The 24,972-nt window shown below is 41.1% G+C and carries 21 protein-coding genes; 3 read left to right on the top strand and 18 right to left on the bottom strand.

All coding sequences use genetic code 11. The annotated features are described in order from the left end of the window. The 8 genes from DXB58_RS17545 to DXB58_RS17510 form a co-directional block, all read right to left on the bottom strand. Entirely contained in the window at positions 1–900 is a 900-nt protein-coding gene (locus tag DXB58_RS17545; protein ID WP_122137745.1) for a glycerophosphodiester phosphodiesterase family protein, read from the bottom strand. Positions 901–920: 20 nt separating this feature from the next. Continuing rightward, the gene (locus tag DXB58_RS17540) at positions 921–1,979 is read right to left on the bottom strand and encodes an MBL fold metallo-hydrolase (RefSeq protein WP_122137692.1); all 1,059 of its coding nucleotides are present in this window, start codon (positions 1,977–1,979) and stop codon (positions 921–923) included. Position 1,980: 1 nt separating this feature from the next. Further along, positions 1,981–2,862: a sugar phosphate isomerase/epimerase gene (locus DXB58_RS17535; protein WP_122137691.1), complete on the bottom strand. Its 882-nt coding sequence runs from the start codon at positions 2,860–2,862 to the stop codon at positions 1,981–1,983. Between the two features lie 6 nt (positions 2,863–2,868). Next, complete coding sequence (locus tag DXB58_RS17530) at positions 2,869–4,833, bottom strand: PQQ-binding-like beta-propeller repeat protein (protein WP_122137690.1); 1,965 nt, start codon at positions 4,831–4,833, stop codon at positions 2,869–2,871. A gap of 27 nt (positions 4,834–4,860) precedes the next feature. Then, positions 4,861–6,252, bottom strand: a complete 1,392-nt coding sequence (locus DXB58_RS17525; RefSeq protein ID WP_004305970.1) for a RagB/SusD family nutrient uptake outer membrane protein — start codon at positions 6,250–6,252, stop codon at positions 4,861–4,863. A gap of 23 nt (positions 6,253–6,275) precedes the next feature. Then, positions 6,276–9,719 (bottom strand): TonB-dependent receptor, encoded by a 3,444-nt coding sequence (locus DXB58_RS17520; protein ID WP_122137689.1) that lies wholly within the window; start codon positions 9,717–9,719, stop codon positions 6,276–6,278. A gap of 208 nt (positions 9,720–9,927) precedes the next feature. Beyond that, positions 9,928–10,917 carry a FecR family protein gene (locus tag DXB58_RS17515; RefSeq protein ID WP_199487978.1) on the bottom strand — a complete coding sequence of 330 codons (990 nt, stop codon included), beginning with the start codon at positions 10,915–10,917 and terminating at the stop codon, positions 9,928–9,930. A gap of 86 nt (positions 10,918–11,003) precedes the next feature. Next, on the bottom strand, positions 11,004–11,606 hold the full coding sequence (locus DXB58_RS17510) for an RNA polymerase sigma-70 factor (protein ID WP_122137743.1): 603 nt from the start codon (positions 11,604–11,606) through the stop codon (positions 11,004–11,006). 195 nt (positions 11,607–11,801) lie between these two features. Here DXB58_RS17510 and DXB58_RS17505 point away from each other — a divergent pair, with 195 nt between their 5' ends. Further along, positions 11,802–12,506, top strand: coding sequence for a pirin family protein (locus DXB58_RS17505; RefSeq protein ID WP_122137688.1), 705 nt, complete (start codon positions 11,802–11,804; stop codon positions 12,504–12,506). A gap of 105 nt (positions 12,507–12,611) precedes the next feature. Here the strand turns inward: DXB58_RS17505 and DXB58_RS17500 are convergent, their stop codons facing one another. After that, entirely contained in the window at positions 12,612–14,669 is a 2,058-nt protein-coding gene (locus DXB58_RS17500) for a cytochrome c biogenesis protein CcdA (protein WP_199487977.1), read from the bottom strand. A 15-nt stretch (positions 14,670–14,684) separates the two neighbouring features. Then, a complete protein-coding gene (locus DXB58_RS17495; RefSeq protein ID WP_009000894.1) occupies positions 14,685–14,984 on the bottom strand; it encodes a Dabb family protein in 300 nt (99 codons plus the stop codon). Positions 14,985–15,092: 108 nt separating this feature from the next. Here DXB58_RS17495 and udk point away from each other — a divergent pair, with 108 nt between their 5' ends. Together udk and DXB58_RS17485 are read left to right on the top strand one after the other, a co-directional pair. Further along, positions 15,093–15,704: a uridine kinase gene (gene udk, locus DXB58_RS17490; protein ID WP_122137686.1), complete on the top strand. Its 612-nt coding sequence runs from the start codon at positions 15,093–15,095 to the stop codon at positions 15,702–15,704. Between the two features lie 24 nt (positions 15,705–15,728). Beyond that, positions 15,729–17,120, top strand: a complete 1,392-nt coding sequence (locus DXB58_RS17485) for a transporter substrate-binding domain-containing protein (protein WP_122137685.1) — start codon at positions 15,729–15,731, stop codon at positions 17,118–17,120. 28 nt (positions 17,121–17,148) lie between these two features. Here the strand turns inward: DXB58_RS17485 and DXB58_RS17480 are convergent, their stop codons facing one another. The 8 genes from DXB58_RS17480 to DXB58_RS17450 all read right to left on the bottom strand — a co-directional run bounded on the left by DXB58_RS17480 (position 17,149) and on the right by DXB58_RS17450 (position 24,735). Then, positions 17,149–18,696, bottom strand: a complete 1,548-nt coding sequence (locus DXB58_RS17480; protein WP_122137684.1) for a sodium:solute symporter — start codon at positions 18,694–18,696, stop codon at positions 17,149–17,151. Continuing rightward, positions 18,693–18,818, bottom strand: coding sequence for a symporter small accessory protein (locus DXB58_RS28220; RefSeq protein ID WP_004296931.1), 126 nt, complete (start codon positions 18,816–18,818; stop codon positions 18,693–18,695). The genes DXB58_RS17480 and DXB58_RS28220 overlap by 4 nt, the downstream gene beginning before the upstream one ends. 71 nt (positions 18,819–18,889) lie before the next feature. Then, positions 18,890–19,489, bottom strand: coding sequence for a nitroreductase family protein (locus DXB58_RS17475; RefSeq protein WP_004296933.1), 600 nt, complete (start codon positions 19,487–19,489; stop codon positions 18,890–18,892). Between the two features lie 11 nt (positions 19,490–19,500). Beyond that, entirely contained in the window at positions 19,501–22,248 is a 2,748-nt protein-coding gene (gene metH, locus DXB58_RS17470; RefSeq protein ID WP_122137683.1) for a methionine synthase, read from the bottom strand. A gap of 86 nt (positions 22,249–22,334) precedes the next feature. Beyond that, on the bottom strand, positions 22,335–22,787 hold the full coding sequence (smpB, locus tag DXB58_RS17465; RefSeq protein WP_117937536.1) for an SsrA-binding protein: 453 nt from the start codon (positions 22,785–22,787) through the stop codon (positions 22,335–22,337). Positions 22,788–22,796: 9 nt separating this feature from the next. After that, complete coding sequence (locus tag DXB58_RS17460; RefSeq protein WP_122137682.1) at positions 22,797–23,342, bottom strand: Yip1 family protein; 546 nt, start codon at positions 23,340–23,342, stop codon at positions 22,797–22,799. 33 nt (positions 23,343–23,375) lie between these two features. After that, on the bottom strand, positions 23,376–24,152 hold the full coding sequence (locus DXB58_RS17455) for a hypothetical protein (RefSeq protein ID WP_147338737.1): 777 nt from the start codon (positions 24,150–24,152) through the stop codon (positions 23,376–23,378). A gap of 82 nt (positions 24,153–24,234) precedes the next feature. Beyond that, a complete protein-coding gene (locus DXB58_RS17450; protein WP_122137680.1) occupies positions 24,235–24,735 on the bottom strand; it encodes a DMP19 family protein in 501 nt (166 codons plus the stop codon). Positions 24,736–24,972 lie beyond the last annotated feature (237 nt).

Raw genomic sequence — 24,972 nt, 5'->3', positions numbered from 1 at the left:
TTAGTCGTGAAGTTTCTTTTTGCGCAGATACTCCAATAAGAGGGCAGGACGGTCAGTTTGAATTAATTTGGCTCCCTGATTAATGATCCATCCCCAGCTTTCATCCGGTTGATGAAGTTCTACTGCACGGTCGTCATCATGACCACCGCATAATTCGGGCCAAAGAGAGTTTATAAACAACTTAGAACCTGTATCACGCACTTTTTTTATCAGGTTAAGCACCTCCGGACTATTATTATCAAACACTAACTCATAAGCAGCAGGCTTCATGTGAGTCTGGTAACTGTCAATAATAGCTTCGGCTCCTTTTTTATGCAACTGTACAATAGGCATAAAAATCACTTTATCCAATACAGCACCGTTTTCGGCTTTCACTTGTTCATAAGGAAGACCGGCTTTGATAACACACTGGTCAACCGTTCCCGTCTTTTCGAGTACAATATAAGCTTCCTGAAAATAATCATACCCCTTATCAATATTTACCATAATCTTACCTTTACAAAGCAACATCACTTCTTCCAATGTAGGAATCTGATGTCGTGTCTTACAAGCTACTCCATTTTTAAGACGCATTGCTTTCAATTCGGCCAATGTATAATCTTCCACCAGTCCTTTTCCGGACATGGTACGATTGATTGTTTTATCATGCATCACTACTAAATGTCCGTCTTTGGTTCGTTTCAAATCGATCTCCACCATATCGACACCCATATCAATGCAATTCTGTATACCTTGCAATGAGTTTTCCGGGGCATTACGCCAGTCAGCCCGGTGGGATACAACCAATATTTTATCGGGATGATTTCCCAGCAGATTTTCTCTGATTTCAGCTATTCTATTTTGGGCAACAGCCAGTTGCACCAAACACAGAAGAAGTATGAAGTTACATATCCGTTTCATAAGTTCAAGCATTAAGAATTTTAATTCAGTTTATTGTTTTTCCAGACTAGTTTTTCTCCCCACATTGGTACATAAGTCTGTTCACAGTTAATCTTCGAAACCCGTTCGAGTGCCATATCCAATGACCATCTTGATTCATCAACACCTGCATGAGCCAGTTCCAAGATATGTGATAACAAGACATAATCAGGCTCCACCTGTCCCGCACCTGAACCCAGAATATTATTTTCGGTCAGAGCATTGGGAGCATAACGCGGTATCAAAACATTCACATGAGAAGCCAGATTCGTATATTGTTCCGGTTTATAATTAGAGTCTCCTACATGCATAAAAACGAAATTACCGGTATCTTCCCCACAATCGATCGAAAACACAGTCACAAAATTAGATAACCCGGCATTGTTATGGTCAGTGATACAGGTTTTAATCTTGAATTTTCCAATTTCATAATCTTTATCCCCCTTTGCAGTATAAGGATATGTCGTATCTTTCAAATAGTTGGATAACACCGGTTTACCTAAATCAAACATAGCCTGGATAAGATCATTATCATAATGATCGGAGTGCTTGTGTGTAACACAGAGAAAATCAATATAAGGTGCCAGCTCTTTCGCCCAACGATGAGAAATGTCAATAGCAAAACATCCTGACGGAGTTTTTACCACATACCCCATATTATAGAGTAACCAGATCGCTGCCGTACCATTTTCTACTTTTGAGTTTTTAATTCCATCCATCACACGATCAAATGCACTCCGATAAAAATAGATAATCGGATCACACTTTTCCATACTCGTACTTGCCTGATCGAAGCCATTCAGATAACTGATGAAATAATCATCTTTACACTTATCCGCATATCCCTGGATCTTGGTCAAAGTAGTGGTACGTCCGGTATTAACAATCAAAGGAGAAGAACTCCACAACTGTTGTGCAGTGGCATCTACTTCCTCTGCCAATTGCGTAAGAATTCCTTCATGACCTGTTTCGGTACTGTTGTTGTCATCATCATCACAAGCAACAAAACCTATTGCCAAAAGACAAAACAGTAAATATTGTATTTTTCTTATTATATCCATCTTATTTCTGATTTTTATAGTCATTAATTATTTTATTGAAAGTCTCAACCACCCGTTCCGGTGTCGGACGCGTATTGTCGTTTTCATGGTCTTTGGTAGCTTCATACATGAAAACCCCTTCATAGCCGATTCCTTCGAGTGCATGCATTAACTTTCCCCATTGAATGTCACCTTGTGTAGGAAGCCAGTGACACTCGTTGACAAAGTCAAAGTCCGAGGCATGTATAGTACCTATACGTTCACCAACAGTTTCTACAAAATGCTCTGTCGTCCCTTTAGTATAATGATTGGTATCAAAACAAACCTTCACACCCGGAATATCTTTGATTATCTCCAAAAGCTCTTCAGGAGTATTACCCAGACAAGTTCTCGGCAGATTTTCGATGCACAACTGTGCTCCTATTTGATCCGCATATTTTTTCAGATAAGCGATAGACCTGGAAGCGTTAGTTATTCTTTGTGCCCGAATACTGTCAGCAATAGGCTCGGAACTAGGATGCAATACCAAACATTTCGGCTGAAACTGAGCACACTGTCCAATCATCTCCGCCATAAAATCTACATTTTCTTTCCTTTTCTTTTCATCCAGCACCGATATGTCCAACGTGCGTGAGAAAGGAAGATGTATAGACCAGACCTTGATACCGGCACTATCAATTTTTGCTTTCATATCCCGGATACGAGGAACAACTTCATCTGCCGGAACTCCTCTATAACACTGGTTAAATGCTACTTCCACATACTCTACCCCTACAGACCGGGCTTGAGAAAAGTCTGTGGAAGCAGGTACTTTCCACAAAGCTGTAGTCGTACCTACTTTATATTTCTGTGCATATAAACCCATTGTCATCGCCATAAATAAGATAAAAACAGGAACTCTCATTATCGCTTACTTTTGACGGTTTGTACCTTGAATATCACCACCACGAATACTCCAGGAGTCTGTTGCTAATGTCTTATTGACAGCAAAAGCCTTTATCGAACCGATATTATTAGATCCGATCGTTCCGCAATAAAGCCGTCTGTCGGGGCCAATGCTAACAGCTGCCATGACTTGTTGTCCCACAGTCTCTTCAAAAACAATGTTTCCATTAGTGATGTCAAGTCCCAGCACTTTGTTATTCGATTGGGTACCTATATAAAGAATACCATCCGTACTCAAAGCACCTCCACTGTAGTTCAAATTGTTACCCACATTTTTCTCCCAGATTTTAGATCCGCTGGCATTTACTGCATGAACAGTCTGCGATCCTTTTTCAGTAAAATAGACATTGCCATTTTTATCAGCAATCGGGAAATAAGCATCTCCTTTTGTAGTCGGATACGTCCATTTCTTCGTTCCGTTTGTCATATCAACAGCAACGAGTCCTCCGTTTTTCAAAGTCGCATAAAGTACCTGATCCTTCAAAGCAAACGTAGCCTGTTCTGTCACATTCACTTCTTCCAATTTCCAATTCTGCTCTTTATTCGATTTAAAAGAATAAATGGCTGCACTTGTACCTGCATAAACATTTCCGGCTTTATCAATAGCCACAGCACTACCGGTTGCTCCGTCAAGCGATTGTTGCCATTTAATAGCACCACTGGATGCATCCAGCGCATACAACGTACTCTTATTGGTGAGACAGTAAAGAACACCATCGGCCGACAATGCAGGGAAAGCTCCTATCGCAGCATCCAATTTTACTGCCCACTTTTGAGTTCCGTTCGGATTAATAGCATATACATTATTAATAGTGGCATTTCTTACACACTGATAGATTGTACCATCAGGAGCCACCAACGCACCGCCGCCATAAGTTATCTGACTGATAGCAAACACCCACTTGAACTCACCGCTCACTACGTCAATAGCAAATAAATGACCCGCAGGAGTAGATGTCGGGATATACATTGTTTTTCCATCCGGAGAGAACACCGGATTGGAGGTCTTTACATATCCGGTAAGTCCACCGAAGTTCAAATCGACAGAATTCCATTTATAATTGCCGACCATGACAGTCAGACTGCCCGACTCGGTAGTATTATTAACATAAGTCACCGTTACGGCCACTGTATAAGTACCGGTAGTAGCAAAAGCATGCACCGGATTGTTTTCTCCCGATGTCGTACCATCACCAAAATCCCAACTTACCGATTTCACTTCACCAGCCATGAAATACATATCGTTATAAGCAAAGGTAGAAGGCTCCCACACAACCAATTCCGTACTAGCAAGAATAGGATAGATCAATCCGGGAGTAGCAGAAGTTTCCACCGCAATAGAATTGCCTGTAGGATAAACACAGACTACATTGAATGTATATTCCTGATCGTTAGTCAAACCATCAACGATGTATTCTTCCAATGAAGTATCATCCAGATTGATAATCTGATTACCGGGATTCACGGTAACCTGATAGCGAGTGAAACGTTCACTTGCAGGTTTCGTCCATCTCAAACGCACTCTTTCATTGCCAGCTGCTGCCGTCAGATCAGAAATCGGATATCTTGCATTCTTCGGTGTACAGGCAGCAGTAGTTTTACTGGCCAATCCTCCCGCATAACGAGGTTGCACAGAAAAAGTGTAAGCAACATCATTCACCAGATTATTGATAGTGGCAGTCATTGTTTTTGCATCCACAGTCATCTCGCCTCCTTCCGCTTCTGATGATCCGGAAGTCCAAAGAATCAAATATTCATTCGGACGGGCGTTCTCGTATGCTTCCCAGGAAAGAGTCACATTCATATCTCCGGCTGTTGCCGTTAGTGACTTCAGTTCATATAAATCGAAACTTGCCTTTGGCAGATCTTCTTCACAAGCAGTAAAGACTACCGTGAAAATAAACAACAAGCTATATAGTATTTTTTTCATCGTTTGATTTCTTTTAGTTTAATCCTATTAATATCCCGTATTCTGCCACAACAGTTCTGTGTTGTTTATTCTTTCCAACTCCGTTTTTGGAATAGGATACAGGAATTGATAGTCCTGAATAATATGTCCTTCTGCTTTCATAGCCTCCTTAGCACCTCCCATACGTACCAAATCGAACCAACGCTGTCCTTCATAAGGAAACTCCTGTTGACGTTCCAACATAATCGCTTTACGGAAGCTATCCTGATCGGGAAGCTCTGTTATCTGAAGCGGAGACAATCCGGCACGAGTATGCACAGCATTCAAAGCAACCATAGCTTCTGAATTCTGCAAATTACTATAACTGATTTCATTCAAAGCTTCGGCGTACATCAACAACACATCGGCATAACGGAGAATAATCTGGTCATTACCGACTGTATTATAGGTCGCACTTTTGACATCTTTAAATTTATTCATCACGCATACTTTATCTTCCACCTTTACATAGGTAATCAGATTCTTTCGCTTATCCCCATCTTTGTAGCACTCTTTCAGAGACTTTGTCTGATTGGTATCATCAGTCAGATTAATAATAGAGAACCAATATCCATGTCCTTCTCCTTCGACATCTTTATTAAAGCGAACAGCAAAAATAATCTCATCGTTCATTTTATTGTTCACGTCAAACACCTGTTCGGGAGTAGTCATTAAAGAATATCGCCCCACTAGTTGAGATAGCACATTGCGAGCCTCCGTCCATTTATGGAAAGTCAGGTAAATCTTGCCGAGCAATGCCATTGCAGCACCGGAAGTCACTCGTCCCATATCGGCACTTGTATAAGAAGACGGCAACATATTTTCATTAATAACCTGATTCAAATCACCAACAAGAAAATCATAAACCTGTTGATCGGAACTGCGCCCGATTTTAAGAGCTTCAGCCACCGTCACCACTTTATTAGTCATCGGTATCCCTCCCCATAAACGATACATATTAAAATAAGTAAGGGCACGGATAAAAAGAGCTTCGCCTTTATATTGTTTTTTCAGAGTTGCGTCGAAGTTGGCCTCATCAATTCTATCTAATACAAGATTGCAACGATAGACTCCATTATTAAAGTTCGCCCAGGCATCTTCCAAAATTCCGTTAGAGGCTTTATCTGCAAACTGATCGATATCATAACGGTCTTGTGTTCCGGCAGTGGGCGCACTCAATGTCAAATTATCACTCCGATATTCGCAACACTCTGTAAAATAGGAAACTTGTGTCTGCAATTTGGAGTAACATCCTATCACGGCTACATTAAAATCTTCCGCTGTCTTATATACCTTGTCGGTAGGCACACTGCTACTCGGTTCCAAATCGAAGAAACTATCTGTACAAGCAACTGATAACAAGGCAGTTGATAGGAATAGTATTAGTTTATATTTTTTCATATAACGTGTATTTTAAAGGATGATTAAAGTGTTATGTTTAGCCCAAACAAGAATGTTTTAGCTAATGGATAAGTTCCATAATCCTCACCCGGTGAAAGAGAATTACTCGGACGTGCATTTACTTCCGGATTATATCCGCTATAATTAGTCGAAGTCCATAAATTTTGTCCGGAAACGTAAACTCTTAATTTTTCCACGAAAAAGCGTTGAGTCAGGTTCTTCGGCAAGGTATATCCTAGTGTCACATTCTGCAGTCGCAGATAAGAACCATCTTCCAGATGCCAGGTTGAAGTACGACCATTATACCCCTTTGACTTACGGTTGGCACGGTTCACCTGACCGTTTCCCGGATCTTCCGGACTTTTCCAACGATTCAAGGCTATAGTGGTGCCATTGGTATTACCTTCCAGATTATCAATGTAACGACGATTCAGATTCAGAATCTCATTACCATATACTCCTTGAAAATTAAAATCAAGGTCAAATCCCTTAAACCAGACTTTACCACCAAACCCATAGGTAAAATCGGGCATATAGTTACCTACGATTGTACGATCTTTATCCAAGTCCATCACTCCATCCCCGTCTACATCCACAAAGCGGAAATCTCCCGGCTGGGTATTGCTGAAATGAGGATACTTTTTTAATTCTTCTTCATTGGAGAAAATTCCATCCTGCACCAACAAATAATAACATCCGATAGGTTCACCGACTTTCGTTATGTAATAAGCATGATCTACGCTACCGGTAGATATGATAGGAGCATTACCCGGACCGAGTGCCTTCACTTCGTTCGTATTAGTGGCATAATTAGCATTGAACGAATAACCGAAATCTTTAGTTATATTCTTCTGTGAGGTCAAAGCAACTTCCCATCCCCTATTATTCACTTTACCGATATTCATCAATGCAGTGCTATATCCGGTCAGGTGGGGAACTAGTACATTCAACAACATATTAGAGGTATTGGTATTATAATAATCCACAGTCAATCCCAGCAATCCTTTGAACATCTGCAAATCGATACCCACATTCACCATCGCATTCTTTTCCCAACTCAAATCTTCATTCTTTATGGTACTTGGCTTGTAACCATTCACCAATTGTCCGTTACCTGTGCCAAGCACATAATTATCCAAAGCCATCAGAGACAAATGATCATAATTGCCAATCTGAAAGTTACCGGTCACTCCATAACTCGCTCTTAACTTCAAATCATCAACAAACGACAGACACTTAGCCTTCATAAAGAAGTCTTCTCCGCTTATTCTCCACGCCAAAGAAGCTGAAGGAAAATATCCCCACCGGTTATTCTTGCCAAAACGGGAAGAACCGTCTGCACGAATAGCTACCGAAGCCATATATTTACCTTTATAACTGTACTGCATACGTGCCAGATAAGAAGCAATCGTCCATTGGGTTTTATCAGATGCACCTTTCGTCACCGTACCTCCGGAAATTGTTTGTATATAGTCGTTCGGGAAATCGGTTGCCGTCACATTATCTCCTTTATATGTCTCTTTTTGAGCCGACTGTACTAAGACCACATTGATAGAATGAGCATCCTTAATCGTTGTGTTATAATTGATTTTATTCTCCACCAACCAGTTGAAATAAAAACCTGATGAACTGTAGGCTGTCGGATTTGACTTTACATCATAATACTTCTGTCCCAATAAAGGAAGTTCCGAAGAACGATATTGGTCATTATGCGAACCATAATAATCGCCACCAAAAGAAATGTTATAAGTAAGCCCCTTATACAACTCCAATTCAGCAAAAACTTTTCCGACAATCGCCATACGGTCTACGACATCCGATTGTAAGTTTGCCATGGCTACCGGGTTCAATACGGCATTATGCTGATAGTCATTTCCAATTCTCCAATAGCCATTTCCCTGATAATTATAGCTGCCATCCGCATTATACACCGGCCATACCGGAGGCATCATCAATGCCGATTGCACAATACCATTAGATCCGGAAGCATCTACCCGATTGGAAGTAGAATAGGAAGGAGAGAAATTCAAACCGAATTTCAGTCTTTTATATTTCCCGTCCAAATTCATACGCATACTATATTTCTTAAAGTCGGAATTAATAATAATACCCTCTTTATCATAATAGTTGGCTGAAATGAAATAGCCGACTGTTTTTCCTCTGCCGGAAATAGAAACATTGTGGCTGGTAGTAGCAGCAGTACGAAAAATAGCATCTTGCCAATCCGTATCCGTCAACCCCTTATCACCATTCAGATAGGGAAAGAGTTCGGTAGGAATACGTTCCCATGAATTCGGGCGCATTCCATTCGGGTCATCCGGTGAACCTCCGGGATTAGCATCCAGATAAGCGTTGTCATGACCATCCTTTGCAAATTCGGCAAACTGATATGCATTCATCATTGAAAGTTTCTTCGAAACACTCTGGATACCATAATATCCATCATACTGCACTTTCATCTTTTCCGACTGTCCCTGCTTGGTCGTGATAATAATTACACCGTTGGAACCGCGACTACCATAAATAGCTGCCGACGAAGCATCTTTCAAAACTTCCACAGATTCGACATCATTATTATTCAGATTGGCAAATCCACGTTCCACCGGCACGCCATCAATAATATAAAGAGGATCACTACCGGCATTAACCGTACTGATACCACGAACACGGATACTTACACTTCCCTCCGGATCACCACTTGGCTGTGTAACCTGTACCCCCGGCATCTTACCTGCCAACGCCTGACGAAAGTCTGAAGCAGAAACATCCGCAATTTGTTCAGCTTTCACGGAAGAAATAGAAGTAGAGACGTCTCTTTTTCTCTGAACTCCATATCCCACCACTACTACCTCATCAATCATCTTACTATCTTCTACCAACGTGATTTTCGCCGTATTTTTATCCTTTGCAGAGATATTTACCGTTTTATATCCAATATAAGAAATAGTCAATGTTGCAGACTCCGGTACATTCATTAATGAATAACGTCCGTCAATATCGGTAATCGTACCACTGCCTTCTCCCTTAATCTGCACACTGGCACCAATCACCGGCTCTCCTTTATCATCTGCAACTATTCCCTGGATAGTGCGTGCACGTTGAGCAGTTTCTTCTTTTTTAAGCGGCTGTTTGCTGACAGCAATTGTATGATCGGTCCTATTGAAATAAAGCTTGGCCTGGGAAGTAATTTCTCCCAGAATCTGTTTTAATGAAGCATTTTTAATGTCGAAAGAAACTCTCGGAGCCTTGTTCACCGTCTCCTGATCATAGAGAAACTTAAAATTAGTCTGTTTGCTGATTTTATTGAAAACACTCTCTACCGGCTCATTTTGCACACGAAGCGTAATATCATGCTCTTTCAATGTCTGAGCAGCAGCCGGAGCTATTAAAATGAAGGTGAATAGTAAAAAAGCTAAAAACGAACAGCTATTTTTACTTATCCCTTTACAAATAAGAAGATTATTCATAAATTTGTGCGTTTTAGTAATTGACTAAAGTTATTAAAAACAAGCAATGCACGATACGTTATTCATTTGGGTCGAAGCTTATGAATATCCGTCCGGATTGCGGATAGAGGCATTCCTTTGGAGTGCTTCTATCATTTTGGGGAGGTTCATGAAGGAGCTGTTTTCATCTATTATTTTTTAAAAGGTTGAACATTATCTATTATTCATCTCATTCTTTATAAAGAAGTACATTGATGCCCTCTTTCTTATATTTGATATCACCGCTGATAAATTCAATGGATTTAAGTACCGCTTCCAGACTCTTGTTATCATGTTCGCCGGTAATCAAGTTGTTGAAATCCTGACCGGGAGCAAAAGTAATCCGGCAATTATATACCCGTTCCAGTTCCTTTGCCACATCGCGGATAGGTGTACTGTAAAAGCGTAACCCACCTTTCATCCAGACAGCCACTCCCCTATCCTCTGCTTTCTTACTATATTCTCCGGAAACAGTATTGATAAGCACCTGTTCTTTAGCAGTCAACCTCATCATCGCTTCCGGCAAATCGACCTGCACCTTACCACTCTCCACACTCACAGACACTATTTCATCTGTTGAATAGGATTTTACATCAAACCGGGTACCTAACACCTGAACATCCAGTCGCTTCGTCCTCACAACAAATGGCATCTTTTCATTACGGGCAACACGGAAATATCCCTCTCCTTCAAGTTCCACTTCACGGAGATCTCCAACAAAACGATCCGGATAACGCACTTGCGAACAAGAGTTCAGAACCAAAAGAGTTCCGTCCGGCAAAGTCACTTGTCTTTTCTCACCAAAGGAAGTGGTGATTTCAGCCAGTGTGACCTGTTGTGCATTCATATACCGGAAAAAGTTGACACTCCCTATGATAATGGCTATTACAGCCGCTGTACTGACTGCCACCACAGAAGCCCGACGAAACCATGTACGTTTTTTGTGTTCAATACGCTTCAGTAATTGGCGTGCCTCTCTCTTATATTTTTCCCGCTCCAAATCATTACCAGGTTGCAGATTCCCGGATTCTTCCCAAACCTCTGCTGCCAGTTCGTCCAATATATCTTGGTTTTCTGAATCCTTAATACTTTGCAACAACTGTGAAGCATCATCCAGGGTATAAAGATCATCCAGGTAGCGATGCAATTTATCTTTTTCTGTTTTAGTATCTTTCATCATATATTCAAAATAAGGATATTAATTTCCTTCCCTTTGTATAAGTAATACACAAAAGTAAGAAAGAGCTAGGGTGTGATTAACATTTATTATAAATTCAAGCACAATAGAATCAAAAGTACATCGGCTGATGTACTTGAATATTTAGTCAAATAAGAACGAATCACTTTTAGAGAAAGAGAAATATGTTCTTGCACCGTATGAACAGAAACACCCAATGCTTCGGCTATTTCTTTATGAGACATCTGTAGTTCACGGCTCATTTTGAATACCTCACGCTGGCGGGGCGTTAATTGCTCCAACGCATGAGCAATAATCTCTTTCAAATCATTGAGCAGAATATGATTATTCGTTTCGTTCGTTGAATCGATCGCTTGAGAAAGAATCTGTTCTTTCAGCTGATCTTCATTAGCCATGTCACGCAACTGATTCAAAATACGATTACGCACAATAGTATAAAGATAGGAAGAGAAAGAGACTTCGGGATTGATGAAACGACGAGTCTGCCAAACCACTGTAAACGCATCCTGAAATATATCCTCCGCAAATTCACGCGACTTGACGAATTTCAGGGCGAAGTAGAGCAAACGATTCTTATAAGCGGCATAAAGTTCGCAAAAGGCCTCTTCATCTCCGTCTATCAGACGGAGAACTAGTTCCCGTTCATCCATTAGAGTGTCTGTTGCGTACATACTTTCTTTATTTTTGGTCACAAAGGTATTGTTATGATGTTACAAACGTATGTATTTTTTCTGAAATAAAAAAATAAAGCTCTCTTCTTATTAAATCTCCTGTTAAGAACTTTATCCTCCTTTCTATTGTTATTAGTAACAGTAAAGTGCAAATACGATGCACACCAAAGTTCTATTAAAAAAGAAAGGAAGATTATGAAAAAAGTAATCGACAGAGCTTCATCAAGAGGCTATTTTAATCACGGCTGGCTCAAGACCCATCACACATTCAGTTTTGCCAACTATTATAATCCGGAAAGAATTCATTTCGGAGCATTACGAGTGCTGAACGATGACAGTGTAGACCCGTCTATGGGATTCGATACACATCCGCATAAAAATATGGAAGTGATTTCCATCCCCCTGAAAGGATACCTGAAACATGGTGACAGTGTACAAAACACAAAAACCATCACTCCAGGCGATATTCAGGTTATGAGTACAGGCAGTGGCATTTATCACAGTGAATACAATGGCAGTGATAAAGAACAATTGGAATTCCTGCAGATATGGATATTTCCACGAGTTGAAAATACGAAACCAGAGTATAATAACTTCGATATTCGTCCGCTCCTGAAACAAAATGAGCTGGCATTAATCCTCTCTCCGAACGGTAAAACTCCGGCTTCCATCAAACAAGATGCATGGTTCTCTATGGGAAGTTTCGATACGGAAAAAACAATCGAATATAAGATGCATCAGGAAGGTAACGGAGTATATATCTTCGTACTTGAAGGAGAAATCACAGTGGCGGAAGAACGACTGTCCAAACGTGATGGTATCGGTGTTTGGGATACAAAAGAATTCCCGATACATATATTAAAAGGAACCCAACTTCTATTAATAGAAGTACCCATGTAATTTTCGCTAAAATTTCAATTTATTCTATTCAAAAAGCGGCCGCATCGAAAAGATGAGACCGCTTTTTTATTCATTATCCAAGATTGGTCATTATCGGAGAAATCGTTATTTCCCTTTCTTATAATTCTCCAATCCGGTCTGTAAGAATTCAATATACTTAGGGATATCTTCGTTATAAGCATACGACTTATTCAACGGTTTACCCTGATTGTCCAGCAATACATAGAAAGGCTGGGCATTAGCTCCGAATTTCACACGTTGCAGATAGCTCCATTTATCGCCGACAGTACGCAAAGTTCGTTCTGTACCATTTTCGATAATCTTCACGGGTTCGGTCAACGGAGTTTTATTATCTACATAAAGTGTTATCAATACGTAGTCGTTATTAATCAAATCACTCACTTTCGGGTCAGTCCATACCGCTGCTTCCATCTTACGGCAGTTTACGCAACCATATCCGGTAAAATCGAGCATAACCGGTTTTCCGTTCAAACGGGCATATTCCATTCCTAAATCATAGTCATCGAATTTCGCGTGTACATCATTCTTATGCAGATTGAAATCTTGCGTCTGCATAGGCGGAGCAAATGCAGATACGGCTTTCAATGGTGCTCCCCACAAACCGGGAACCATATATACGGCAAATGCTAAAGAGATTAACGCCATAAAGAAGCGGGTTACTCCCACCTTATTATCATCGTCATCGTGCGGGAATTTGATCTTGCCCAACAGGTAGAATCCAAGCAAAGCAAAGATGACAATCCATAAAGCTAGGAATGTTTCGCGGTCAAGCAATCTCCAACCATAAGCCAAATCAGCAACAGACAAGAATTTAAGTGCAAATGCCAATTCGAGGAAACCCAGCGTAACCTTGATAACATTCATCCATCCGCCGGATTTTGGCATCGATTTCAGCCAAGACGGGAACAGGGCAAAGAGTGTGAACGGCAACGCCAAAGCAATGGCAAATCCTAACATACCGATTGCCGGAGCAACTACGCTTCCTGTTGTAGATACCTGTACCAGCAGGAAGCCGATAATCGGACCTGTACAAGAGAAAGATACCAATGAAAGCGTGAAAGCCATCAGGAAAATACTTAGCAATCCGGTCGTAGATTCAGCTTTACTATCTACCGCATTTCCCCACTTCGACGGCAGCCTGATTTCAAACGCTCCAAAGAATGAAGCAGCAAAAATCACCAGCATCAGGAAGAAGAGAATGTTGAAAATAGCATTGGTAGATAAAGCATTTAATGCACTGGCTCCGAAAATCAAAGTAATAGCCAAGCCCAATGCCACATAAATCACTACGATAGATGCACCGTATGTCCACGCATCACGAATTCCTTTCTTTTTGTCTTTACTACGTTTTAAGAAGAAACTGACTGTCATCGGAATAATCGGCCATACACAAGGGGTAAACAATGCCAATAATCCACCCAGAAAACCTGTTATGAATATATATATCCAGGACATGTCTTCCTGACCATGTTCTTCTCCCAAGGCTTGTAAATCACTGATTACCGGTTTCCAAAGATCACCCGATGCAACAGCAGGCTGAATATCCGTAGCAGCTTCGGTTGTAGTTGCAGGCACCAGTTCCATCATCGCAGAAGAATCTTTCGTAGCAGCAGGAACGGGTTCTTCTTTTTGCTTATCCGCTACCTTTTGCTCCGGTTGCTCTGTTTTCGTTGCAGCGGCATTTCCGGCTTTTGCTACTCCGGAATACTTGAACGGCACCTGAGTAGGAGGCAGACAACTCTCGTCATCACAAGCTCCATATTCCAGATAACCTTCGATTGCGTAAGCTCCACCCGTGAATTTTACTTTCTGCACAAACTTTGCTGTATTCTCGAAATAGCGTACCTTCATTTCGAACAATTTATCGAAAGTAGCTACTTCTTTGCCTACAGGCTTCAGTTTGCCAACAAGCTCGACACCCGATTTATTATCAACATTGAATGTTGCGGAAATAGGGCCGCCATCTCCCAGATCGGTAGAATAAACATGCCAACCTTTATCCATGGTAGCTGTAAACACCACCTCTGCCTCCGTATCGGAGAGAGCTGTCAGCTCTGTTTTAAACTTTACCGGATCTTTGATCTGCGCTTGCAATGCATATACAACAAAGCTTAAAAGCAGGAAAGAAATTATTTTTCTCATCTTTATTTTTGGGGTTTATAATTCATAGTCTACGCACGCACGGCCCTCCTTCGTTTCAGCCAGAATCTTTCCGGCAGCTACGTGGTCGGGATGTGTTGCGTAGAATTTAACATCTTCTAGTGTATCAAACTCACTGTAAAGCGCAATATTCCATGTTTCACCAGGATTCATATTCAATCCGACCTCCACTTTGCGAATTACAGAAATTTTAGCAGGAAGAGCTTCTATCGCTTCCTTGAATTTAGTCATGACTTCCAGTTTCTCTTCAGCAGGAACTTCGTCTTTTAACTTAAATAATACAATGTGTTTTACCATTACGTTGTTATTTTAATGAATTGTTTCTATATTTGTCTTGTTAATGCGTTTACCACATTAATAGTAATGCAAAAATACTCTATTTGGTTCAAATATACATTTAAAGAGATGTTAATTATAGGAATAGCAGGCGGAACGGGCTCCGGAAAGACCACCGTCGTACGGAAAATTATAGAAAGCCTCCCCGCAGGAGAAGTAGTACTCTTACCACAGGATTCATACTACAAAGACAGTAGTCATGTCCCGGTTGAAGAACGCCAGAATATCAATTTTGACCATCCGGATGCTTTTGAATGGAGTCTGCTTTCCAAGCATGTCATGACGCTGAAAGAAGGAAAGAGCATCGAACAGCCCACCTATTCTTATCTCACATGTACACGCCAGCCCGAAACCATTCATATCGAACCTCGTGAAGTGGTTATCATTGAAGGAATCCTTGCCTTATGTGATAAAAGGCTGCGCAATATGATGGACCTCAAAATATTTGTTGATGCCGATCCCGACGAACGCCTGATACGTGTCATCCAGAGAGATGTCATTGAGCGCGGACGTACTGCCGAAGCTGTAATGGAACGTTATACACGGGTTTTAAAACCTATGCACCTGCAGTTTATCGAACCTTGCAAACGATATGCCGACCTTATTGTACCGGAAGGAGGCAGTAATAGGGTAGCTATTGATATACTGACCATGTACATCAAGAAGCACCTTAAGAATTAAAAATTGAAAATTAAAAATTAAGAAATGAATGTCAAGACACTGAGTATTCCTTTATTTCTTATTCTATTTTGTTGTATGCTCGGATGCCGGAATAAGCATCATAACAAGATGGATGAGACAGCACGTGATCTTCCACAAATAAAAGATAGTGGTGAACTCGTTGTATTGACATTATATAGTTCTACTTCCTATTTCATTTACCGGGGACAAGAAATGGGGTTCCAGTATGAACTTAGTGAACAGTTTGCTAAAAGCCTGGGACTAAAGCTCAGGGTTGAAGTAGCCAACAGTGTCGACGAAATGATCCAAAAATTATTGGCAGGCGAAGGAGACATGATTGCCTATAATCTGCCAATCACCAAAGAGTGGAAAGACAGTCTTCTTTATTGTGGCGAAGATGTAATTACTCACCAGGTAATTGTTCAGCAAGGGAGAGGAAAACAGAAACCATTGAAAGATGTAACCGAACTGGTCGGAAAAGATATATATGTAAAACCGGGGAAATATTATGACCGCCTCGTCAATCTGAACAGTGAATTAGGAGGAGGTATCCGGATTCATGAAGTCACCAATGACAGTATCACTATTGAGGACTTGATTACGCAAGTGGCACAAGGAAAAATTCCGTATACGGTGGCCGACAATGATTTAGCCAGACTTAATAAGACCTATTATCCCAATTTAAATATCGATCTGTCCATCAGTTTCGATCAACGCTCTTCGTGGGCGGTACGGAAAGACAGCCCCGAACTGGCAGCTGCCGCTACCCAATGGCATCAGGAAAACATGACTTCTCCTGCTTACACAGCCAGTATGAAACGCTATTTTGAGAATAGTAAAATGATGCCGCACTCCCCTATCCTCTCCTTAAAAGAAGGAAAGATATCTCATTATGACCATTTATTCAAGAAGTATTCCAAAGACATCGGCTGGGACTGGCGCATGCTTGCATCATTAGCGTATACAGAATCCAATTTTGACACTACCGCTGTATCTTGGGCAGGTGCCAAAGGACTCATGCAGTTAATGCCTGCCACAGCACGTGCAATGGGAGTACCTCCCGGCAAAGAGCAGAATCCGGAGGAAAGTGTGAAAGCGGCTATTAAATATATTACTGCCACCGACCGGAGTTTCAGCATGATTCCCGATAAGCAGGAACGGCTCAATTTTATCCTGGCATCTTACAATGCCGGTTTGGGACATATATATGACGCAATGGCACTAGCCGAAAAATACGGGAAGAACAAATTAGTATGGAAAGATAATGTAGAAAACTTCATCTTGCTTAAAAGCAATCAAGAATACTTCAACGATCCTGTCTGCAAAAACGGATATTTCCGTGGCATCGAGACTTACAATTTCGTTCGAGATATTATGTCGCGCTATGAATCCTACAAAAAGAAAATAAAAGCATAAGTAAAGTATTAGGTGTAATACCTAATACTTATTTCTTATAGGTCATCAGACTGATTACGACAATAGCCAATACAGATAATGGTAAGGCAAATAATATCGGGTCAATCACAGGGAAAGGATAAGTGGTTATCAACACATCCCGTCCGAATAACGCTTTACAGATACCTAATGCTGCAGATTCTTTCTGATGAAGAAACACAAGAGCAAACAGACTGCCGATTGTTCCCACCCAAAGACTTGCCATGACGCCTTGTTTAGTAGCTTTCTTCCAATATAAAGCACAGAAATAAGCCGGAAGAAAAGCGGCTGCACAAATTCCCATAAAGATAGAAGTTCCGCGGGCTATAATATCATGAGGCAACATATAACAAATAATATAGCTGACTAGGATAGAGAACAATACGCCCAGACGAATCACATTGGTAAGTTTATTCCGTGAACGGGGTTTATAAGTTCCGTAAATATCAGAACCTACCGAAGCACCCATCGTGTGAAACTGCGAACTTAGCGTAGACATACTGGCTGAAAGGATACACAACATAAAGAGTGCGGCAAACCAGTCGGGCATCGCTTTATTAATAAAATACGGAATTATCTTATCAATATCCTGCACAACTTCGGTAGCAACCGCTCCTTCTGTTTTCAGGAAGAAAAGATTACTCAAGGCTCCGGCATGATAGATAGCTCCTACTGTTATAATCAGAAAGAAACAACCGATGAATACACCGCGGTTCAACTGCTTACTACTCTCCACGGTCATAAAGCGAACCACCAGCTGGGGTTGTGCAAGACAACCGATTCCTACCCCTAAAATGAGAGAAGTAACAAGTGAATACCACTGCGGTGACCCCATTACAGGCATTGCTGTCCACCCCTGATGCCCCAATGCTTTAAATTTTTCAGGAACCAATGGAGCAATAGCAGTCAACTCTTTATTAGCTTCGGTAAAGCCCATGCCGAGCACCTGATATAGAGAGAATAACAGGAACAACATACAGCCAAACATAATAACTGCCTGTAACGCATCTGTATACATCACTCCTTTCATTCCTCCTGCTATGACATAAGCAGCAATGACCAATGTAAATATCAACAAAGAGATATTGAAATCAATCTGGAAAATCTGTTCGATGAATACGGCTCCACCCTTCATTACAACCGCTGCATAAAGCGGCATTCCGATGAAAATAACAGCAGCAATAAATACCTGTATATTACGGGAACGGAAATGACGGCCTAACAATTGAGGGAAAGTACTCACATTCAACTTCGCCCCCATACGCCGGGTACGCAAACCAAAAAAGATAAAAGCTATAACCACCCCTACAAACATATTGAGGAAACAGAGCCACTGAATACCCATTCCAAAAGCAGCCGCCACTCCTCCAAAACCTACAATAGCAGATGCGGAAATAAACGTAGCACCATAAGAAAGTGCCATTACGATGGGATTCATCTGACGTCCGCCTACCAAATAGTCACTGGTATTCGTTGTTTTCTTATATCCCAAAAAGCCGAGGTAGGCCAGTGACAGCAGATAAGCTACCACAATTAGTCCAAGAGTAAATGTATTCATCGGGTTTCGTCTTTTTCGTCGTCCTTATTCCAATATTTCAGCCCAAACCAGGCAGCAAAAATCACACATACCACCGAAAGCAGGTAAGGCAGAATTATAAAAGGGTCGTCTATTCCAAACATTTGCGTATCAGATTTTAATCAATTTAGACGCAAATGTAAGGAAATTATTGAAAAGACAAAACTTTTGTTTACTAATACTGATTATAATGTATCTTTTTCTCGTCAAATTTCTGTTTCGGGTTCTCTTTTGTAGCCGGATAGCCAAAAGGAATGACACAAAGCGGAAGAATATTATCGGGCAGGTTAGTATATTTACGCACTACTTGCATACGGTCTTCATAAGGATAGGCCGCTGTCCATACAGCACCCAATCCCAGACTTTCAGCAGCCAACAAAATATTCTGTGCTGCTGCGGAACAATCTAAATACCAATATGACGAGCGTACTGAATCTCCACAGACGATGATGGCGTTACGGGCCTGCGTCAGCATTTTGGCATAAGGAAGTGCTGCTGCCATTGAATCCAGTTTGGCACGATCAGATACTACCACAAATTCCCATGGACGGATATCCCTACCCGTAGGAGCAGCCATTCCGGCACGAAGCATCAAGTCGATTTTCTCTTTCTCTACTCCTTTATTCAGATAAGCACGCACACTTTTGCGCTCGAAAATATTATCCAACACAGCATTTCCGGTTCCGGATGTTCCTTTTTCTTCTTTTGCAGAAGAACAGGAGGTCATAGCAGTGACTGCTACAATCAGACATAAGAAAGAGAAAATCTTTTTCATTGTGACAATGTTTAAAACAGGTTCAACTTATTTTTCTGTGCTTCTTCCAACGAAACAGTTTCACGCTTCATCAGCCCACTCTTTTCACGGAGTGCTTCATATTCTGTTTCCAATTCATTCACCAGCTCGGCTTTTGCCTGCGGGTTGAGCAATTTGGAAGCGACACTTGCATTTTGGGAAGCATCTTTCAGGTGTACTACCGGAGCATGATAAACAGGAGCAATCTTTAATGCCGTATGCATCTTCGATGTAGTGGCTCCACCAATCAAAAGAGGAATATCCAAACCTGCTTTTTCAAGTTCAACAGCCACGTGAGCCATTTCTTCCAAAGATGGAGTAATCAGTCCACTCAACCCGATCATATCTACCTTTTCTTCAATAGCACGCTGAACGATGGTTTCTGCAGGAACCATTACTCCTAAATCTACAATATCATAACCATTGCAGGCCATCACTACAGCTACAATGTTTTTTCCGATGTCGTGCACATCCCCCTTTACAGTTGCCAGTAGCACTTTACCTGCCGAAGCACTTCCTTCCACTTTTTCCGATTCAATGATCGGTTGCAAGATAGCTACGGCTTTCTTCATGGTGCGGGCAGTCTTCACAACCTGGGGAAGAAACATTTTACCGGCACCAAACAGTTCACCAACATGGTTCATTCCATCCATCAACGGCCCTTCAATTACATCGACAGCTTTATCATAAAGAGGCAATGCCTCTGCCAAGTCCTGTTCCAGAAAATCTCCAATTCCTTTCATCAAGGCATACTTCAAACGTTCCTGAACAGTTCCTTCTCTCCAGGCATCTTGCTTGACAGCCGGTTGTCCGGCAGTTTCGCTCATGTTTGCTTTCAGAGATTCCGCTAATTCGATAAGCCGTTCCGCCGCATCCGGACAACGGTTTAAGACAACATCTTCTATCTTTTCCAAGACATCGGTCGGAATATCAGTGTACAATACGGAAGTTCCCGGATTCACAATCCCCATGTCCATTCCTTGCTGGATGGCATGATAAAGGAACACCGCATGCATGGCTTCACGGATATAATTGTTGCCACGGAAAGAGAAAGAAAGGTTGCTGACTCCTCCGCTGATGTGTGCACCGGGGAGATTTTTCTTTATCCAAGCGGTAGCTTCAATAAAATCTACAGCATAGTTATTATGTTCTTCAATCCCCGTAGCTACAGCAAGCACATTGGGGTCAAAAATAATATCATGAGGATTAAAACCGATTTTGTCAACCAAAAGACGGTAAGCCCGTTGGCAAACTTCGATTTTACGGGCGGCTGTATCTGCCTGTCCTTTCTCGTCGAACGCCATAACCACAGCAGCGGCTCCATATTGCCGGATGATTCGGGCATGTTCAAGGAAAACTTCCTCTCCCTCTTTCAAAGAAATAGAATTGACGATTGATTTGCCCTGAAGACACTTCAGTCCGGCTTCAATAACTTCCCATTTGGAAGAATCAATCATGATCGGAACACGGGCTATTTCCGGTTCAGACATGATAAGGTTCAGGAAAGTAGTCATCTCTGTCTTTGCCTCCAACAATCCATCGTCCATATTGACGTCAATCACTAAAGCACCGTCCTCCACTTGTTGACGGGCGATAGAGAGAGCTTCATCGTATTTCTTTTCATTGATGAGACGAAGGAACTTGCGCGAACCGGCTACGTTGCAACGTTCGCCGACATTCACAAAGTTTATTTCCGGCTTCACTTCCAACAGTTCAAGTCCGGAGAGCCACATACAATCCGGCGCAGAGGCAGGAACGTGTGGTTTAGCTCCTTCTACAAGGGCAGGATATTCAGCAATATAAGCATCTGTCGTACCACAACAGCCACCAATAATATTAATTAATCCTTCTTCAATATATTCTCTCACTTCATGAGCCATATCCGCAGGTGTCTGGTCATACTTACCCAGACTATTCGGTAACCCGGCATTCGGATAGGCACTAATATAATAAGGTGCACGGGATGCCAGCTGTTCCAGGAACGGCTTCAACTGACGGGCACCGAATGAGCAATTCAAACCGACTGAAAAGATATTGGCATGTTGCACAGAAGCTAGAAATGCATCCAATGTTTGTCCGGACAATGTTCGTCCACCAATATCAGACACTGTTACAGATAACATGATCGGCACTTCTACGCCTGTCATTTTCATAGCTTGTTCGGCTGCAAAAATTGCAGCTTTGGCATTTAGGGTATCAAAGATTGTTTCAATCAGAATGGCGTCAACCCCACCTTCGAGCATTGCTTCCATTTGTTGCTGATAGGATGCAGCCAGTTCGTCGTAACTCAAAGCACGATAAGCCGGGTTGTTCACGTCCGGGCTCATAGAACAGGTTTTATTGGTAGGTCCTACGGAGCCGGCCACAAAACGTGGTTTATCGGGATTCTTGGCTGTATACTCGTCAGCAAGGTCACGAGCCAGTTTTACGGCTGCAAGATTCATCTCACGCACGTATTCTTCTACGTGGTAATCGGCCATAGAAACTGTGGTTGAACTAAATGTATTGGTCTCGATGATATCCGCACCCGCTTCCAGGTATTTACGATGAATATCCTGAATCACGTCGGGACGTGTCAGACACAACAAGTCATTATTCCCTTTCAGCTGTCCGGGAATATGCGCAAACCGTTCACCACGAAAATCTTCTTCTTTGAGATTATATTGTTGAATCATTGTACCCATTGCCCCATCCAGAATAAGGATGCGCTCGGATACGATCTGAGAAATTGTCTTTTTCATTACCCTATCACATTAATACCTAATTACCACTCTGCCAACATTGCCAGACTTCTCGTAGTCCGGCGTTTTATCTTATAGCGTTTTATTTACCGCTTGAACATTCTTGCCATATCTCTACGGTCGTCTTTCTCCTTAATGGATTCCCGTTTATCATACTCTTTCTTACCTTTCGCCAAAGCTATGACCAGTTTCGCCAAACCTTTCTCATTGATAAACAAACGTACAGGGACAATCGTAAAGCCGGGATTTTTCATCTCCCGCTGAAGTTTTTCCAATTCTTTTTTACTAAGCAACAACTTCCTCTCTCTACGTGCCGTATGATTATTGTACGATCCATAGAAATATTCGGCGATGTGCATATTCTTCACCCACAATTCGCCTTTCGTAAAATAGCAAAACGTATCTACCAGACTGGCTTTTCCCAAACGAATGGATTTTATTTCCGTACCGGTCAACACAATACCTGCTGTGTAGGTATCTATCAGCTCGTAATCAAACGTGGCCCGTTTATTCTTTATATTTACAGAAGGTTGTTTCATCTTCACTCATTAATTAAGTATAGCCGTCAGTCTATTAAATACAATCTGTATCACCGTCGGACATAGTATTAACAATACAGACGACAAAAGGGTGTATTTTAATCGTTGTTTTTCTTCTACTCCCATCAATACAGGAACTCCCTCCCATACCACATAGACGATGTAGAACTGCAGCAACCAGGCAATAATTCTAAAATCAGGTAATAGTCCGGTTACTATCTGAAGCAGGAAAGGCACAACTAATGCATATCCTGCAAACTGTTGTGTCAACGGCATATTGCTATGCATGCCAAACATTCTTGTTCCCATTTCATTAATGGCATAAGCTGCCAGAAAATAGCCACCGAACAGGGCCACAGCTACGGCACAACAGTTGGTCATAGCTATCTGGAAACTTTGCGGACCTCCCCATCCATTCGTCAATAATGAACCGACGAACACGGACAGACCGCATAAACCAATCATAGGATAGACAAAAGTCATATATACTTTTCGCCTATCCTCTTCCATAGAAATTTCCTCCCAGGCCTTGGCCGGAGAGGAAATCAATTTCATTGCTATGTTAAATAGTTCTTTGTAGTTCAATTGTTATTCTTTAAATAGATACTCATATGGGAATTTTGCATCCTTAATACTTCCTTCATCAAACTTATCATTACTTTCGTTTTGATCAATCACAACATAAACCTTAGTTGGAACAGAAGATAATGTACGAAGAATCATTGATAAATTAAATGCTTTATACTCAAAATTACTATCCTTTCTTTCTACAGTCTTACCATCTCCACTTTCACTCTCTATAGCTTGAGCATTATGATGCAAACGCAAAGTCAAAATCCCATCTTTGAAACCTGTTTCAGAATCATAATATAGCTCAAAAGAATGTCTATTCAACTCAGCCTGTGCATCTTCTTCCTTTTCATACTTTTTGTATTTATAAGCAATCGGAAGAATCAATGTATTCTTATCAAAAAAGCCACCTTTTAATACACCATATATCGTAGAAGGTTCTAATGTCATCACTGGAGAATTAGACGTTACATATGGAGTAGTGGTCGCATATGATTCCTTTATATAAGAAGGTTCTGCCAATAAAGTGATAGTTACAGAAGTTGCATTTTCTGCAATTGTAGCTCTATCATATTGATATGCTATCAATGCCATAGTTTCTGACGTTGTTATTGCAGAAGTAGGTACCAGTTTATTACCAGCCATATCTTTAAAATAAACAGGAAAGTCTTGAACAACTCGTACAAAGTCATTCCGCTGAACAATTGTATTATCATCTCCATTCATACATGAAGTAACTGACATACCCATAACCACAGCCATCAAAGCCACCAAGAAAAATTTCATCTGTTTCATAAACATATTTTTTAGATTTTGCAAAGATATAAATTCTAATTCATAATTAATAAATGCAAGGACTTAAAAAATACTGCATCCATTACTTTATTATTTTTGCAAAAAGCTCTAAGTGATCGTCTACATAACTCGCAATCAATGCTGTAACTTGTTCTTCCATTTCCAAATAAGTCTCTTCCAGCTCATCGAAAGCTTCATATTGCTCATACATAGCCATAAATTCATCATCCGTCCGTTCCTTTTCCAAGTCTTTCCGATTGGCATCAAAGATTTTCTTAGCCTTATAAACTAATTTAGAGAATTCTTCTGCCCCCCATAAACGCATCACTTTCGCAAACGGATTATCAAAGATATATCCACCATAGCCGTTCTGAATTAATTGGCAAAATCCACCAACCATTATTTCATCACGAAAAATCTGATATGCCAGCAAAGAATGTTGCTCGCCAGTGAGCAAAGGCATCGTATCAGCAGTCAATTCACCGCCAATCACTTCCTTATATTTATCAGTAAACACTTGGATGAATTCATCCATTCCTTCACCCGCTGCCTTTTGCAATGCAGATTCTACAACTTCGATCATAATCTTTCTTATAAATTATGTGGCAAAGCTACGAATTTTATTCTACATCTGGTGATAATCCTTGCACAATCTTACCTATCTTAACTTCATTATCCATTCTTCACGTCTTTCACAAGACGCATATCAACTCATTTACAGGTGCTTCCGGTGAACTAATCAAATAAAATACGGTATTCACACCATTCACACCTGTAAGCGTCTCCGCGATTCTATATAGTGTATTAAAATAAAAAGGCT

Origin of the sequence: Bacteroides sp. OM05-10AA (genome assembly GCF_003439055.1) — a bacterium.
GTDB classification, from domain to species: Bacteria; Bacteroidota; Bacteroidia; order Bacteroidales; family Bacteroidaceae; genus Bacteroides; species Bacteroides intestinigallinarum.
Note: the sequence above shows the minus strand (reverse complement) of the source record. Positions and strands in the feature narration are given on the sequence as shown.

Bases quoted from the DNA above. Each gene is read 5' to 3' on its own strand.
- DXB58_RS17495 (WP_009000894.1), bottom strand. From the start codon at position 14,984: ATGGTAAAACACATTGTATTATTTAAGTTAAAAGACGAAGTTCCTGCT.
- DXB58_RS17460 (WP_122137682.1), bottom strand. From the start codon at position 23,342: ATGAAATTGATTTCCTCTCCGGCCAAGGCCTGGGAGGAAATTTCTATG.
- DXB58_RS17540 (WP_122137692.1), bottom strand. From the start codon at position 1,979: ATGGATATAATAAGAAAAATACAATATTTACTGTTTTGTCTTTTGGCA.
- DXB58_RS17515 (WP_199487978.1), bottom strand. From the start codon at position 10,917: ATGATGAAAGATACTAAAACAGAAAAAGATAAATTGCATCGCTACCTG.
- DXB58_RS17545 (WP_122137745.1), bottom strand. From the start codon at position 900: ATGAAACGGATATGTAACTTCATACTTCTTCTGTGTTTGGTGCAACTG.
- smpB (WP_117937536.1), bottom strand. From the start codon at position 22,787: ATGAAACAACCTTCTGTAAATATAAAGAATAAACGGGCCACGTTTGAT.
- DXB58_RS17505 (WP_122137688.1), top strand. From the start codon at position 11,802: ATGAAAAAAGTAATCGACAGAGCTTCATCAAGAGGCTATTTTAATCAC.
- DXB58_RS17520 (WP_122137689.1), bottom strand. From the start codon at position 9,719: ATGAATAATCTTCTTATTTGTAAAGGGATAAGTAAAAATAGCTGTTCG.
- DXB58_RS17475 (WP_004296933.1), bottom strand. From the start codon at position 19,489: ATGAAAAAGATTTTCTCTTTCTTATGTCTGATTGTAGCAGTCACTGCT.
- DXB58_RS17485 (WP_122137685.1), top strand. From the start codon at position 15,729: ATGAATGTCAAGACACTGAGTATTCCTTTATTTCTTATTCTATTTTGT.
- DXB58_RS17500 (WP_199487977.1), bottom strand. From the start codon at position 14,669: ATGAGAAAAATAATTTCTTTCCTGCTTTTAAGCTTTGTTGTATATGCA.
- DXB58_RS17455 (WP_147338737.1), bottom strand. From the start codon at position 24,152: ATGAAACAGATGAAATTTTTCTTGGTGGCTTTGATGGCTGTGGTTATG.
- DXB58_RS17535 (WP_122137691.1), bottom strand. From the start codon at position 2,862: ATGAGAGTTCCTGTTTTTATCTTATTTATGGCGATGACAATGGGTTTA.
- DXB58_RS28220 (WP_004296931.1), bottom strand. From the start codon at position 18,818: ATGTTTGGAATAGACGACCCTTTTATAATTCTGCCTTACCTGCTTTCG.
- DXB58_RS17525 (WP_004305970.1), bottom strand. From the start codon at position 6,252: ATGAAAAAATATAAACTAATACTATTCCTATCAACTGCCTTGTTATCA.
- udk (WP_122137686.1), top strand. From the start codon at position 15,093: ATGTTAATTATAGGAATAGCAGGCGGAACGGGCTCCGGAAAGACCACC.
- DXB58_RS17450 (WP_122137680.1), bottom strand. From the start codon at position 24,735: ATGATCGAAGTTGTAGAATCTGCATTGCAAAAGGCAGCGGGTGAAGGA.
- DXB58_RS17510 (WP_122137743.1), bottom strand. From the start codon at position 11,606: ATGTACGCAACAGACACTCTAATGGATGAACGGGAACTAGTTCTCCGT.
- metH (WP_122137683.1), bottom strand. From the start codon at position 22,248: ATGAAAAAGACAATTTCTCAGATCGTATCCGAGCGCATCCTTATTCTG.
- DXB58_RS17530 (WP_122137690.1), bottom strand. From the start codon at position 4,833: ATGAAAAAAATACTATATAGCTTGTTGTTTATTTTCACGGTAGTCTTT.
- DXB58_RS17480 (WP_122137684.1), bottom strand. From the start codon at position 18,696: ATGAATACATTTACTCTTGGACTAATTGTGGTAGCTTATCTGCTGTCA.